11 protein-coding genes are annotated in these 13055 nt (G+C 61.1%); 9 read left to right on the forward strand and 2 right to left on the reverse strand.

Annotated elements, in window-relative coordinates; genetic code table 11:
- Positions 1-70: 70 nt before the first annotated feature.
- Together arfB and NBH21_RS10840 are read right to left on the reverse strand one after the other, a co-directional pair.
- A complete protein-coding gene (gene arfB, locus NBH21_RS10835) occupies positions 71-505 on the reverse strand; it encodes an alternative ribosome rescue aminoacyl-tRNA hydrolase ArfB (RefSeq protein ID WP_163902463.1) in 435 nt (144 codons plus the stop codon).
- 98 nt (positions 506-603) lie between these two features.
- The gene (locus NBH21_RS10840; protein ID WP_250913679.1) at positions 604-2214 is read right to left on the reverse strand and encodes a phosphoenolpyruvate carboxykinase; all 1611 of its coding nucleotides are present in this window, start codon (positions 2212-2214) and stop codon (positions 604-606) included.
- A gap of 342 nt (positions 2215-2556) precedes the next feature.
- Here NBH21_RS10840 and NBH21_RS10845 point away from each other — a divergent pair, with 342 nt between their 5' ends.
- The 9 genes from NBH21_RS10845 to NBH21_RS10885 all read left to right on the forward strand — a co-directional run bounded on the left by NBH21_RS10845 (position 2557) and on the right by NBH21_RS10885 (position 13052).
- Entirely contained in the window at positions 2557-3279 is a 723-nt protein-coding gene (locus NBH21_RS10845; RefSeq protein ID WP_250913678.1) for a response regulator transcription factor, read from the forward strand.
- A gap of 74 nt (positions 3280-3353) precedes the next feature.
- Positions 3354-5135, forward strand: a complete 1782-nt coding sequence (locus NBH21_RS10850; protein ID WP_280924910.1) for a sensor histidine kinase — start codon at positions 3354-3356, stop codon at positions 5133-5135.
- Complete coding sequence (locus NBH21_RS10855) at positions 5132-5599, forward strand: HPr kinase/phosphorylase (protein WP_250913677.1); 468 nt, start codon at positions 5132-5134, stop codon at positions 5597-5599. Before NBH21_RS10850 ends, NBH21_RS10855 begins: the two co-directional genes overlap by 4 nt.
- A 123-nt stretch (positions 5600-5722) precedes the next feature.
- Positions 5723-6124 (forward strand): PTS sugar transporter subunit IIA, encoded by a 402-nt coding sequence (locus NBH21_RS10860; RefSeq protein WP_099055923.1) that lies wholly within the window; start codon positions 5723-5725, stop codon positions 6122-6124.
- Positions 6125-6145: 21 nt separating this feature from the next.
- Positions 6146-6418, forward strand: a complete 273-nt coding sequence (locus NBH21_RS10865; protein WP_250913676.1) for an HPr family phosphocarrier protein — start codon at positions 6146-6148, stop codon at positions 6416-6418.
- Positions 6419-6590: 172 nt separating this feature from the next.
- Entirely contained in the window at positions 6591-7991 is a 1401-nt protein-coding gene (gene ahcY, locus NBH21_RS10870; RefSeq protein ID WP_250913675.1) for an adenosylhomocysteinase, read from the forward strand.
- Between the two features lie 367 nt (positions 7992-8358).
- The gene (locus NBH21_RS10875; protein ID WP_250913712.1) at positions 8359-10791 is read left to right on the forward strand and encodes a PAS domain-containing sensor histidine kinase; all 2433 of its coding nucleotides are present in this window, start codon (positions 8359-8361) and stop codon (positions 10789-10791) included.
- On the forward strand, positions 10788-12311 hold the full coding sequence (gene tsaE, locus NBH21_RS10880; RefSeq protein WP_250913674.1) for a tRNA (adenosine(37)-N6)-threonylcarbamoyltransferase complex ATPase subunit type 1 TsaE: 1524 nt from the start codon (positions 10788-10790) through the stop codon (positions 12309-12311). Before NBH21_RS10875 ends, tsaE begins: the two co-directional genes overlap by 4 nt.
- Positions 12312-12320: 9 nt before the next feature.
- Complete coding sequence (locus NBH21_RS10885; protein ID WP_250913673.1) at positions 12321-13052, forward strand: nucleotidyltransferase family protein; 732 nt, start codon at positions 12321-12323, stop codon at positions 13050-13052.
- The last annotated feature ends 3 nt before the right edge of the window (positions 13053-13055 follow it).

The raw sequence follows: 13055 nt of genomic DNA on the forward strand, positions 1-13055 counted from the left end.
TTTTGCAATTGCAAGATGAAACCACGGAGCATCAAAACACAAGCAATTATCTAAAACATGTCACGCTTTATTATTCCCCACCGGGGCGGCCGCGCATCTTCTTGACCTCGGATCGCCCGGACTTTTCCTTGAGACGGCGCTCCACCGATCCCTTGGTCGGTTTGGTCTTCTTGCGAGGCGGCGGCGGCGGGGCGGCGGCGGCGAGAATAAGCTCCTTCAGCCGCTCACGCGCGTCTTCCCGGTTGCGCTCCTGGCTGCGGAACCGGCTTGCCTCGATCATCAGAACGCCCTCCTTGGAGGCGCGTCGACCGGCGAGTTTCAGCGCATTTTCCTTGACGCGATCGTTGAGCGACGGTGAACCCGAGATGTTGAAGAACAGCTGGACCGCGGTCGAGACTTTGTTGACGTTCTGCCCGCCTGGCCCGCCCGCCAGCACGAACTGTTCGGTCAGTTCCCATCCGGCGATGGTGATCCGGTTGCTGATGTAGAGCGCGTCGCTGGCCATGGTCGGTCTCCGTTCGACCCTCCTCATAATCGATGACGCCGAAAAACAAAAACCCGGCGGTGGAACCGCCGGGTCTTCGTCATTCATTCGCTCCGCGATTATTCCGCAGCGATATTGGCGCTCGGAGCGGCCGCGCGAACCTTGTGATCTACATGGTCCTCAAACTTGGCAAAGTTGGTGATGAACATCGCCACCAGCTTCTTGGCCTGCGCATCGTATTCTGCGCCATCAGCCCAGGTCGAGCGCGGGTCGAGGATCTTGGTGTCGACGCCTTCGACGGCAACCGGTACCGCGAAGCCGAAGTTCGGATCGACGCGGGTCTCGATTTTCTTCAGTTCACCATTCAGCGCGCTGGTGAGCAGGGCGCGGGTGGCCTTGATCGGCATGCGGTTGCCGATGCCGTAGGCCCCGCCGGTCCAGCCGGTGTTGACCAGCCAGCAATCGACGTTGTGCTTGGCGATCAGGTCGCGCAGCAGGTTGCCGTACTCAGCCGGGTGACGCGGCATGAACGGAGCGCCGAAGCAGGTCGAGAAGGTCGCTTCCGGTTCGGTCACGCCCTTTTCCGTGCCGGCAACCTTGGCGGTGTAGCCGGAAAGGAAGTGGTACATGGCCTGTTCCGGCGTCAGACGGGCGATCGGCGGAAGAACGCCGAAGGCGTCTGCCGTCAGCATGATGATTGTCTTCGGATGGCCTGTAATACCGGTTTCCGATGCATTCGGGATGAAGTGCAGCGGATAGGCGCAACGGGTGTTTTCCGTACGCGACGCATCGTTGAAGTCCGGAACGCCCTTTTCATCGAGAACAACGTTTTCGAGAACGGTGCCGAAACGCTTGGTGGTCGCGTAGATTTCCGGCTCGGCCTCGGCCGACAGACGGATGGTCTTGGCGTAGCAGCCGCCTTCGAAATTGAAGATGCCGTCTTCGCCCCAGCCATGTTCGTCGTCACCGATCAGCGTGCGGCTCGGATCGGCCGAAAGCGTGGTCTTGCCGGTGCCGGACAAGCCGAAGAAAACTGCAGCGTCGCCGGCCGGGCCGACGTTTGCCGAGCAGTGCATCGGCATGACGCCCTTCGGCGGCAGCAGGTAGTTGAGGGCGGTGAAAACAGACTTCTTCATTTCGCCGGCGTAGGAGGTGCCACCGATCAGCACGATGCCGTTGGTGAAGTCGCAGGCGATGACGGTCTCGGTACGGCAGCCGTGACGGGCCGGATCGGCGCGGAAGCTCGGCAGGTTGATGATCGTCAGCTTCGGCTGGAAGCTTGCGAGAGCAGAGCGCTCCGGACGGATCAGCAGGTTGCGGATGAACAGCGAATGCCACGCGAATTCGCTGATGACGCGGGTCGGCAGGGCGTTTTCGGCATCGGCGCCGCCGATCAGGTCCTGCACGAAGAAATCCCTGCCGGCGGCGTGGGCCAGCATGTCCTTGTGCAGGATGCCGAAATGTTCGGGCGACATCGGCTTGTTGTTGTCCCACCAGATCACGCCGTCGGTGTTGCCGTCGCGAACGATGAACTTGTCCTTTGCGGAACGGCCGGTGTGCTGACCGGTAACGGCGCAAAGCGCTCCGTCAGCGGTAAGCTCGGCTTCGCCACGGCGAATCGCTTCCTGATAGAGATCGCGCTCAAGCAGATTGTAATAGACGCGCGAAGCATCACCCAATCCGATTGCCGCTACCCCTACCAGGGGATTGTTTACACCGATTTCCTCCATGAGCACGCTTCCTCTACTATGGGGCCGTTAGGTTCGAATGGCGGGGAACCTAGTGTTCGAAATTTCAAAACGCAAGATAGCAATTCGAAAACATTCAATAATTTCAAATAATTAATCGATTTAAATGGAAATCTTCATTTTTAAATCGGTTTGCATGACGAGCTGGAAACGGCAAATGGCGGACCATTTGCGCCGGTGCTGGCGATCTGCGACACCGACACCCTTTATCTTTGCCACAATTTGTTCCACCTTTATCCTCATTAAGCGCATCCTGAATACCGCCACCACCTGGGCTGGGAATGATACCAGGAGCCGCGCTTCATGATGACGGAGACAAACAGTATGCAGACGATCGCCCTCGTAGACGACGACCGCAACATCCTCACTTCGGTGTCCATCGCACTCGAGGCGGAAGGATATAAGGTCGAGACCTATACCGATGGCGCCTCGGCGCTCGACGGTCTCCTGGCGCGGCCTCCGCATCTGGCGATTTTCGATATCAAGATGCCGCGCATGGACGGCATGGAACTCTTGCGGCGTCTCCGGCAGAAGTCCGACCTGCCGGTGATCTTCCTCACCTCCAAGGACGAGGAAATCGATGAACTGTTCGGCCTGAAGATGGGCGCCGACGATTTCATCACCAAGCCTTTCTCGCAGCGCCTGCTGGTCGAGCGCGTCAAGGCGATCCTTCGCCGCGCCGCAAGCCGCGAAAGCCTCGCCGCCGGTGGTGCGGTCAAGACCGCCGCCGAAGTGGCGGCCCGGACGCTAGAACGCGGCCAACTCGTGATGGACCAGGAGCGCCACACCTGCACTTGGAAGGGCGACCCCGTCACCCTCACCGTCACCGAATTCCTGATCCTGCAATCGCTCGCGCAGCGCCCCGGCGTGGTCAAGAGCCGCGACGCGCTGATGGATGCGGCCTATGACGAACAAGTCTATGTGGACGATCGCACCATCGACAGCCACATCAAGCGGCTTCGCAAGAAGTTCAAGATGGTCGATGTCGAGTTCGACATGATTGAAACGCTCTACGGTGTAGGATACCGCTTCCGCGAAGCAGCGTGAGGCGCGCCGGTCCGTTTTCCCTCCCATCCCCGGCGATGCGGAAAGACGGACGTGTATGCGCGAAAGGGTGAGACTTGGCCAAGCAAGTTGCCGACGGAAATCTCGATGAACTGGAAAGCCTGACCGAACCACGTCGCTTCCTGGTCCATCCCTTCACGATTATCCGCCGCATCTTCGGTCACGCACTCTTTTCCAGCCTGACGCGGCGGATCGTCTTCTTCAACCTCGCGGCCATCATCGTTCTGGTCGGCGGCATCATGTATCTCAACCAGTTCCGCGAGGGACTGATCGATGCCCGTGTCGAAAGCCTGCTCACCCAGGGCGAAATCATCGCCGGCGCGATCTCCGCCTCGGCGTCGGTCGATACCAATTCGATCACCATCGATCCGCAGAAACTGCTTGAGTTGCAGGCCGGCCAGAGCATCACGCCGGTGCCGAGCGACGAGGATCTGGATTTCCCGATCAATCCCGAGCGCGTGGCGCCCGTCCTGCGGCGGCTGATCTCACCCACCCGCACGCGGGCGCGACTGTTCGATGCCGACGCCAACCTGCTCCTGGATTCCCGCCACCTCTATTCCCGCGGGCAGGTGCTGCGGTTCGATCTGCCGCCGGTTGACGGGGAAAGCTCAGGTCTCACCGACTGGGCCGCGCGCACCTTCAACTCCATGCTGCAGCCGAGCAATCTGCCGGTCTATAAGGAAGCGCCGGGTGGCGACGGCTCGATCTATCCGGAAGTGATGAATGCGCTGACCGGCGTGCGCGGCGCAGTCGTGCGCGTCACCGAGGGCGGTGAACTCATCGTTTCCGTCGCCGTTCCGGTACAGCGCTCACGCGCCGTGCTCGGCGTCCTGCTGCTTTCCACCCAGGCCGGCGATATCGACAAGATCGTCCATGCCGAGCGCCTCGCCATTCTCAGGGTCTTCGGCGTCGCGACACTCGTCAACATCGTGCTGTCGCTGCTCCTGTCATCCACCATCGCCAATCCGCTGCGACGCCTTGCGGCGGCAGCGATCCGCGTGAGGCGCGGGGCCAAGGAGCGCGAGGAAATCCCCGATTTTTCCGCCCGTCAGGACGAAATCGGCAACCTTTCCATCGCGCTGCGCGAAATGACCACCGCGCTCTACGACCGGATTGACGCGATCGAGAGCTTCGCTGCCGATGTCAGCCACGAACTGAAGAACCCGCTCACGTCGCTCAGAAGTGCCGTCGAAACGCTGCCGCTCGCCAAGAACGACAATTCCCGGCAACGGCTGATGGACGTCATCCAGCATGACGTTCGCCGTCTCGACCGCCTGATCAGCGACATTTCGGACGCCTCGCGCCTCGACGCGGAGCTTGCCCGCAACGATGCCAAGCCGCTCGATCTCGAAATCCTGCTCTCGAGCCTCGTCGACGTCTCCCGGCAGATCCGCAGCAGCAAGAGGCCGGTCGAGATCGACTATGTCATCGACCAGAAGCCGGGCGCCCGGCAGCGCTTCATGGTCAACGGCCACGACCTGCGGCTTGGCCAGATCGTGACCAACCTGATCGAGAATGCCCGTTCCTTCGTTCCCGACGTCAGCGGCAAGATCACCGTGCGGCTTTCCCGCACCCGCGGCCGCTGTCTGATCCAGGTGGAGGATAACGGTCCCGGCATCCAGGCGGAAAACATCGATCGTATCTTCGAGCGCTTCTATACCGACCGTCCCGAGCGCGAGGACTTCGGACAGAATTCCGGTCTTGGCCTGTCGATCAGCCGGCAGATCGCCGAGGCTCACGGCGGCACGCTCAGAGCCGAGAACATCGTCGATCCTGAAAGCGGCGGCCTGCGCGGCGCACGCTTCATCCTCTCCCTGCCGGCAGAAAACACCCCATGACTGCGGATAGGCCGGCTGAGAGCAATGTTCACGGCACGGCCATCGTCGTCGGGACGACCGGCTTCATCTTCATCGGTCCTTCCGGTGCCGGCAAATCGGCACTTGCCTTCGATTGCATGACGGAGGCCCGTCTCGCTGGCGATTTCGCAGCGCTGATTTCCGACGACCAGGTTTTCGTGTCCCGGCACGGATCTCACGTGCTTGCCCGCCGGCCCGAACCGATTCGGGATCTCATCGAGCTTCGGCATGCAGGCATCGTCAGGGTCGAGAGCCTGCCGCAAGCCTTGCTGCATTATGCGATATTGCCCGTCCAGGATGGCGAGAGGCTGCCGCCGGAGCGCGAAACCGCGACACTTGCGGCAGAAATAACGCTTCCGGCTCTGCGCGTGCCCACTGGCGCTCGCATGCCATTTGCCTTTATAAAGGCCCTGATTGCGACTGAAGTCGCCACCCGCCCAACATGAGGCATCGCAGTTTGCGCTTGAACTTCCGTTTTTCATCGCCAAGATGGCGTCCCACTGATGGACGCGGCTTGAACGTTAGGTTATCTGGCCGGCTGTTTGCGCAGGCAAGGGGGCAGTAGAAGTATGATCGGACTAGTGCTTGTCACTCATGGCAAGCTGGCTGAAGAGTTTCATCACGCAGTGGAACATGTGGTTGGCCCCCAGAAATTCATCGAAACGGTGTCAATCGGTCCAGAGGACGACATGGACCAGCGTCGGCAGGATATCCTCGACGCTGTCATGCGCGCCGATGACGGACACGGCGTCATCATCCTGACCGACATGTTCGGCGGTACCCCGTCCAACCTCGCGATCTCCGTCATGAACAGCGGCCGCATCGAAGTCATCGCAGGCGTCAACCTGCCGATGCTGATCAAGCTCGCCGGAGTGCGGGGCGACAATGACATGGAAAAGGCGCTCGTCGATGCATCGGAAGCCGGCCGCAAGTACATCAATGTCGCCAGCCGCGTGCTAAGCGGCAAGTAACCGGCCGGAGAGCAGCCCGAGATGTCACTCTCCCGAGAAATGCTGATCACCAACAAGCGCGGACTGCATGCCCGCGCTTCGGCAAAATTCGTCCAGACAGTCAGCGGTTTCGACGCCATCGTTCACGTCACCAAGGACGGAACGACGGTCGGCGGAACCTCGATCATGGGCCTGATGATGCTGGCGGCGAGTCCGGGCTGCAGCATTCTCGTTACGGCGTCCGGCGCGGAAGCCGAAGTCGTGCTGGATGCCCTCTCCCACCTCGTCGGCGACAAGTTCGGCGAGGAAGCCTAGTATCTCAGTAGACATATAAAGACATAAAGACTTCTTTATATCTTGTTGCCTCAGGCTTCATTCCCTGATAGATGCTCTCCCGGAGACCCGGTCATTTGCATGATCGGGCACGCATGGACGTGCGCGTCCGTTGAAAGACTGAACACAGGCCTCGTTTCAGCCGGAGAGATTCATGAGCACACAGAAGGACTACGTCGTCGCCGACATCGGCCTCGCCGATTTCGGACGCAAGGAAATCAACATCGCCGAGACCGAGATGCCGGGCCTCATGGCATGCCGTTCTGAGTTCGGTGAAAGCAAGCCGCTCAAGGGCGCCCGCATCAGCGGTTCGCTGCACATGACGATCCAGACCGCCGTGCTGATCGAAACCCTGGTGGCGCTCGGTGCCGAAGTCCGCTGGGCTTCCTGCAACATCTTCTCGACCCAGGACCATGCAGCATCGGCCATTGCCGCTGCCGGCATTCCGGTCTTCGCGATCAAGGGCGAGTCGCTCGAGGACTACTGGCAGTATACCGACCAGATCTTCCAATGGACCGATGGCGGCGTTTCCAACATGATCCTCGACGATGGCGGCGATGCCACCATGTACATCCTGCTCGGCGCGCGCGCAGAAGCCGGTGAGGACGTTCTGTCAAATCCGGGTTCGGAAGAGGAAGAAATCCTCATCGCCCAGATCAAGAAGCGCCTCAAGGCTTCCCCGGGCTGGTTCACCAAGCAGCGCGACGCAATCCGTGGCGTGACGGAAGAAACCACCACGGGCGTTCACCGCCTCTATGAGCTCAGCAAGAAAGGCCTCCTGCCCTTCCCGGCCATCAACGTCAACGATTCGGTCACCAAGTCGAAGTTCGACAACAAGTATGGCTGCAAGGAATCGCTGGTTGACGGCATTCGCCGCGGCACCGACGTCATGATGGCCGGCAAGGTCGCCGTGGTCTGCGGTTACGGCGACGTGGGCAAGGGTTCGGCTGCTTCCCTGCGTGGCGCCGGCGCCCGTGTGAAGGTCACCGAAATCGATCCGATCTGCGCCCTTCAGGCTGCCATGGACGGCTTCGAAGTCGTGACGCTGGAAGACGTCGTATCCTCGGCCGACATCTTCATCACCACCACCGGCAACCGCGACGTCATCCGCATCGAGCACATGCGCGAGATGAAGGACATGGCGATCGTCGGCAACATCGGCCACTTCGACAATGAGATCCAGGTTGCCGCGCTGCGTAACCTGAAGTGGACCAACGTGAAGCCGCAGGTCGATATCATCGAGTTCCCCAAGGGCAACCGTATGATCCTCCTGTCGGAAGGTCGCCTGCTCAACCTCGGCAACGCAACCGGCCATCCGTCCTTCGTGATGTCGGCTTCGTTCACCAACCAGGTGCTCGCCCAGATCGAGCTCTACACCAAGCCCGGCGAATACAAGAACGACGTCTATATCCTGCCGAAGCACCTCGATGAGAAGGTCGCGCGCCTGCATCTCGAAAAGCTCGGCGTGAAGCTCACCGAACTGTCTGAAGAACAGGCAAGCTATATCGGCGTCGAAAAGGCAGGTCCGTTCAAGGCCGAACACTATCGCTATTAATTAGCCGACAATCTATCCACAAGATATAGTGGCCGCGTCCTTGACAAAGGGCGCGGCCTCTTTTTTGCCCCCCGGCCTTCCCGCAGATTCCCTAAGGCAGTATTGTTTTAGAACTTGATTCGTGGCGCGGCCGGACGGCGCGATGCGAAATGGGATGTCTTGTCGACAATGCGGCACATAGGACGGAGACAGACCGAATATGTCGGTAAATCATAGCGGCCCGCTCGCGCGGGAAACGATGGCGCGCCTTGGCCTGAGCGGCTTCAGGCAGGCGGGGAAGCAGGCTCACGGGGAAGTGGAGCTGCGCCCTGCAAAGGCATCGCGCGGACGCAAGCGATACCAGCTTCCGCAGATCTGGTCGGTCTGCATGGGCGCCACTGCACTCACGGGACTGATCGTCCCGGAGTTTGCCCGTGCCCAGGTGACGACGGCACCGGCCGAGCGCCTTTTCACCTCCGTGGAAGCCGTCGGCTATTCCCTCGTCATCGGCATTCTCTCCGCTGCGCTCGTTTCAGCCGTCTGGCTGATCCGCCAGCGTGCGCGCCTCGAGAACGAGGGAGCGGAAATGCGTTCCGCATTGTCCGAGGCCAACCAGCAGATTTCGCGCTATCAGGCGCTGATTGCCGACAAGAACCGCCGGATCGTCATCTGGGACGGGCAGAACCGGCCGGAATTCCTCGGACAGCTGCCGGTTGAAACAGGTGCTCCGCCGGCAGACGCAGATTTCCTCGCCTTTGGCCGATGGCTGAAACCGTCGTCGGCAGGAGAGCTTGAAAAGGCGATCGAGAAACTTCGCTTCGACGCCCACAGCTTCGATCTCATCGTCGAGACCCAGCGCGGAGAGGTTCTGGAAGTTCAGGGCCGGCTTTCCGGCGGACGCGCTTTCGCCCATTTCGTCGCGCTCAACAACCTGCGGGCCGAGCTTGCCGAACTCAAGATCGAACGCAATCGCCTGAAGACCTCCATCGCCACCTTCGAGGCTCTGCTGGACGCCATCGAACAGCCCGTATGGCAGAGAGACGCCGATGGCCGGCTGGTCTGGGTCAACCATGCCTATAGCGAAGCGGTCGAGGCCGGATCCCCCGATCAGGCCGTGCGTGAAAGCCGCGAGGTTCTGACCAGCCTGACCCGTGAGAAGATCAAGGCAAGTGTCACCCCGGAATCCCCGTTCCACGATACCGTTTCCACCGCCGTCAGAGGCAATCGGACGTTCTACGACGTGGTCGATGTGCGCGGTCCCGCGGGTTCCTGCGGCATGGCGATTGACGTCTCCCAGAAGGAGGCGCTTCGCGAGGAGCTGAAGCGCACGCTTAAGAGCCATGCCGAAACGCTCGATCATCTGGCGACGCCCGTTGCGATCTTCGATGGTGACCGACGCCTGCAATTCTTCAACCAGGCTTTCGTGCAGCTCTGGGAACTCGACCACGCGTTCCTCGAAGCCCGGCCCGACCACGCGGAACTTCTCGACAGGCTGCGTTCAGCGCACAAGCTGCCGGAACAGCTGAGCTGGAAGGCCTGGAAGGAAAGTACGCTTGCGGTCTACCGTTCGCTCGATACCCAGACGGAACTCTGGCACCTGCCGAACGGCCAGACGCTTCGTGTCATCGCGTCGGCGCATCCGCAGGGCGGCGCCACGTGGGTCTTCGAAAACCTGACCGAACAGGTCGATCTCGAAACGCGCTACAACACGCTGCTGCGCGTGCAGGGCGAGACCATCGACCATCTTTCCGAAGGCGTTGCGGTGTTCGGCCCGGATGGCCGCATCCAGCTTTCCAACCCGGCGTTCCGGGCGCTCTGGGGCATCACCGAAGCCGAGGCGCGGCATGGAACGCACATCCGCGCCATCGAAACGGCCTGCGCGCCTTCCTACGACAAGCCGGACGGCTGGAAGGGTTTCAGCAAGATCATCACCAGCTTCGAGGACGAGCGTCCCTCCAGCCAGGGCACGTTGGAACTCTATTCCGGTCTCGTGCTCGACTATGCGGTCACGCCGCTGCCGAACGCCCAGACCATGCTGACCTTCGTCAACATCACCGACAGTGTCAGGGCCGAACGGGCGCTGAAGGAAAAGAACGAAGCGCTGCGCAAGGCGGACGAGCTGAAGAACGATTTCGTGCAACACGTTTCCTACGAACTGCGTTCGCCGCTGACCAACATCATCGGTTTCACCGACCTTCTGAAGACGCCGGCGATCGGCTCGCTCAACGAGCGGCAGGCCGAATATATCGACCACATCTCCACCTCGTCTTCAGTGCTGCTGACCATCGTCAACGACATTCTCGATCTGGCGACGGTGGATGCGGGCATCATGCGGCTCGACTATTCCGATATCGATCTCAACGATCTGCTCGACGACGTGTCGATGCAGATGACCGACCGCCTGCAGGAAGGCAATGTGACACTGGAGATCGCGGCATCGGCGAAGCTCGGCCATATCGTCGCCGATCAGCAGCGGCTCAAGCAGATCCTGATCAAGATCCTGACCAACGCGGTCAATTTCGCACCGGAAGGATCGGCCGTGGAAATGAAGTGCTGGCGGGAAGACGGCGATTTCGTCTTCACCGTTCATGACAATGGCTGTGGCATGACACCCGACATGCTGGCAACCGTGTTCGACCGCTTCTCCACCAACGGCAAGGGTGGCCGGCGCAGCGGCGCGGGCCTCGGTCTTTCCATCGTGGAAAGCTTCGTCAATCTCCACAACGGCCAGGTCTCCATTGACAGCACGCCCGGGCGCGGTACGACTGTTGCGTGCCGTATACCGACAGCCGTCATGCCCCAATCCGTTGCCGCAGAATGACCGACAGCCAGAACAGTATTTCTCTCTTCCTACCCTCCGAAGCAGCCACCCAGCAACTTGGCGAGGATCTCGCGCTTGCCCTCAAGCCCGGCGACTGCGTTGCGCTATGGGGCGATCTTGGCGCCGGAAAGTCGACGCTTTGCCGCGCCCTGCTCCGCGCCATGGCCGATGACAGCGAACTCGAGGTTCCGAGCCCGACCTTCACGCTGGTGCAGAACTACGATCTGCGCCTTCCGGTCGCGCATTTCGATCTATACCGGCTCAGCGATCCAGGCGAACTGGACGAACTCGGCTTCGAGGACGCGCTGAAGGGTGGCGCGTGTCTGGTGGAATGGCCGGAAAAGGCGGGTACCGCCCTGCCCGCCCGCCGGATCGATATCCGGTTTGCCTTCGAGACCAGCGGCGGTCGACAGGTCGTCATTGAAGCCGATGGCGCCAAACTCGCAAGAATCTCGCGCGTGCTTTCCATCAGAGGCTTCCTCGACAGCCACGGTCTGGCCGGCGCCCGGCGGAGACACCTGACCGGTGACGCCTCCACGCGCGCCTATGAATATATCTACCCGGCACAAGGGCCGCGAAAGATCTTAATGGATTCGCCGCGCCAGCCGGATGGTCCACCGATCCGCGACGGCAAGCCCTATTCGCAGATCGTGCATCTGGCGGAGGACGTCTATCCTTTCGTCGCAATCGCCGGCGCTCTGCGGGACAAGGGTTTCGCCGCGCCGGAAATCTACGAAAGCGATTGCGAGAACGGCATTCTGCTGATCGAGGACTTCGGCCCGGAAACCGTTCTCGACGGCAACGGGGTTCCGATTCCGGAACGTTATCAGGCGAGCGTCGAATGCCTCGCGGCCCTGCACGCGATATCCTTCCCGCGCGAAATCGACTTCAATGGCGGGCTGGTGCATCGCATTCCCGACTACGACCGCACCGCCATGAAGATGGAAGCAGAGCTTCTGCTCGACTGGCACCTTCCGTGGAAACGCGCCGGCAAGCCCGCGACGACGGAAGAACGGGCGGAATATCTGGCGATCTGGGACGGGCTGATCGATGCGCTTGCGGATGCGGAGAAGTCCCTTGTGCTCAGGGATTTCCATTCGCCCAACATCATCTGGCGCGGTGAAAGGAAGGGAAGCGACCGGATCGGCCTTCTCGACTTTCAGGATGCCATGATCGGGCCGACGGCCTACGACCTCGTCTCCATCGTGCAGGATGCCCGCGTTACCGTCGAGCGGCCTCTGGTCGACCGGCTGATGGAAGACTATCTCTCGCTGCGCCGGAAGAACCCGGCCTTCGATGAGGCGAATTTCCTCAAGAGCTGGGCGATCATGTCGGCACAGCGGGCCTGCAAGCTGAACGGGCTGTGGATCCGCCTGCTTCAGCGGGACGGCAAGCCGGGCTATATGAAGCATATGCCGAGAACCCTGTGGCATCTGTCCGTCGCGTTCGAACATGAGGCGCTCGCCCCCTTGCGCGACTGGTGTGCCCGGGTTGGAATCGGCTCGGTCGAATCAGCGTAGCGGCTTGCCATGAAGATCACCCAGGCGATGGTGCTGGCAGCGGGGCTCGGAGCCCGGCTGCGGCCGATCACGAATACGATCCCGAAGCCTCTGGTGCCGGTCGGCGGCAAGCCGATGATCGACTATGTGCTCGACTCGCTGGCCGATGCCGGCGTGGAGCGGGCCGTCGTCAACGTGCATTATCTTGCCGACCAGATGGTCGAGCATCTGTCCCGCTATGAAAAGCTCGAGATCGTCATTTCCGACGAGCGCGACCGGCTGATGAATTCGGGCGGTGGGCTGGCCAAGGGGTTGAAGCTTCTCGATCGCTCTCCCGTCTATGTGATGAATGCCGATCTTTTCTGGCTGCAAGACGAAACAGGCGAAGCTTCCAATCTGCGCCGTCTCGCGCGGTTCTTCGAACCTGATAGCATGGACATGGCGCTTCTCTGCGTGCCCATGGAAAACACCACGGGACATAACGGCAAGAAGGACTTCTCGCTCGGCGAGGACGGCCGCCTTGTGCGGTATTCCGAGGGGCTGCCGCGACCGGTGGTTTATGCGGGCGCAATCGCCATGCACCCCTCACTTCTCGACGATGCGCCTGAGGATGCCTTCAACCTCAACATCTACTTCGACCGAGCCATCGCAAAGGGCCGTCTGGCGGGTTTCGAGATGGTGGGGCACTGGATGACGGTCGGAACGCCTGAGGCGCTCGACGAGGCCGAGGATGTCATCCGGCGCCTCTTCGGCGGGGCATGACGC

Source organism: Ciceribacter sichuanensis (assembly GCF_024055605.1).
Lineage (GTDB): Bacteria > Pseudomonadota > Alphaproteobacteria > Rhizobiales > Rhizobiaceae > Allorhizobium > Allorhizobium sichuanense.

What these genes read in the sequence shown, in the direction of transcription:
- NBH21_RS10855 (WP_250913677.1), top strand. Translation starts at nt 5,132, where the DNA reads ATGACTGCGGATAGGCCGGCTGAGAGCAATGTTCACGGCACGGCCATC.
- NBH21_RS10885 (WP_250913673.1), top strand. Translation starts at nt 12,321, where the DNA reads ATGAAGATCACCCAGGCGATGGTGCTGGCAGCGGGGCTCGGAGCCCGG.
- ahcY (WP_250913675.1), top strand. Translation starts at nt 6,591, where the DNA reads ATGAGCACACAGAAGGACTACGTCGTCGCCGACATCGGCCTCGCCGAT.
- NBH21_RS10860 (WP_099055923.1), top strand. Translation starts at nt 5,723, where the DNA reads ATGATCGGACTAGTGCTTGTCACTCATGGCAAGCTGGCTGAAGAGTTT.
- NBH21_RS10865 (WP_250913676.1), top strand. Translation starts at nt 6,146, where the DNA reads ATGTCACTCTCCCGAGAAATGCTGATCACCAACAAGCGCGGACTGCAT.
- NBH21_RS10875 (WP_250913712.1), top strand. Translation starts at nt 8,359, where the DNA reads ATGGGCGCCACTGCACTCACGGGACTGATCGTCCCGGAGTTTGCCCGT.
- arfB (WP_163902463.1), bottom strand. Translation starts at nt 505, where the DNA reads ATGGCCAGCGACGCGCTCTACATCAGCAACCGGATCACCATCGCCGGA.
- tsaE (WP_250913674.1), top strand. Translation starts at nt 10,788, where the DNA reads ATGACCGACAGCCAGAACAGTATTTCTCTCTTCCTACCCTCCGAAGCA.
- NBH21_RS10845 (WP_250913678.1), top strand. Translation starts at nt 2,557, where the DNA reads ATGCAGACGATCGCCCTCGTAGACGACGACCGCAACATCCTCACTTCG.
- NBH21_RS10840 (WP_250913679.1), bottom strand. Translation starts at nt 2,214, where the DNA reads ATGGAGGAAATCGGTGTAAACAATCCCCTGGTAGGGGTAGCGGCAATC.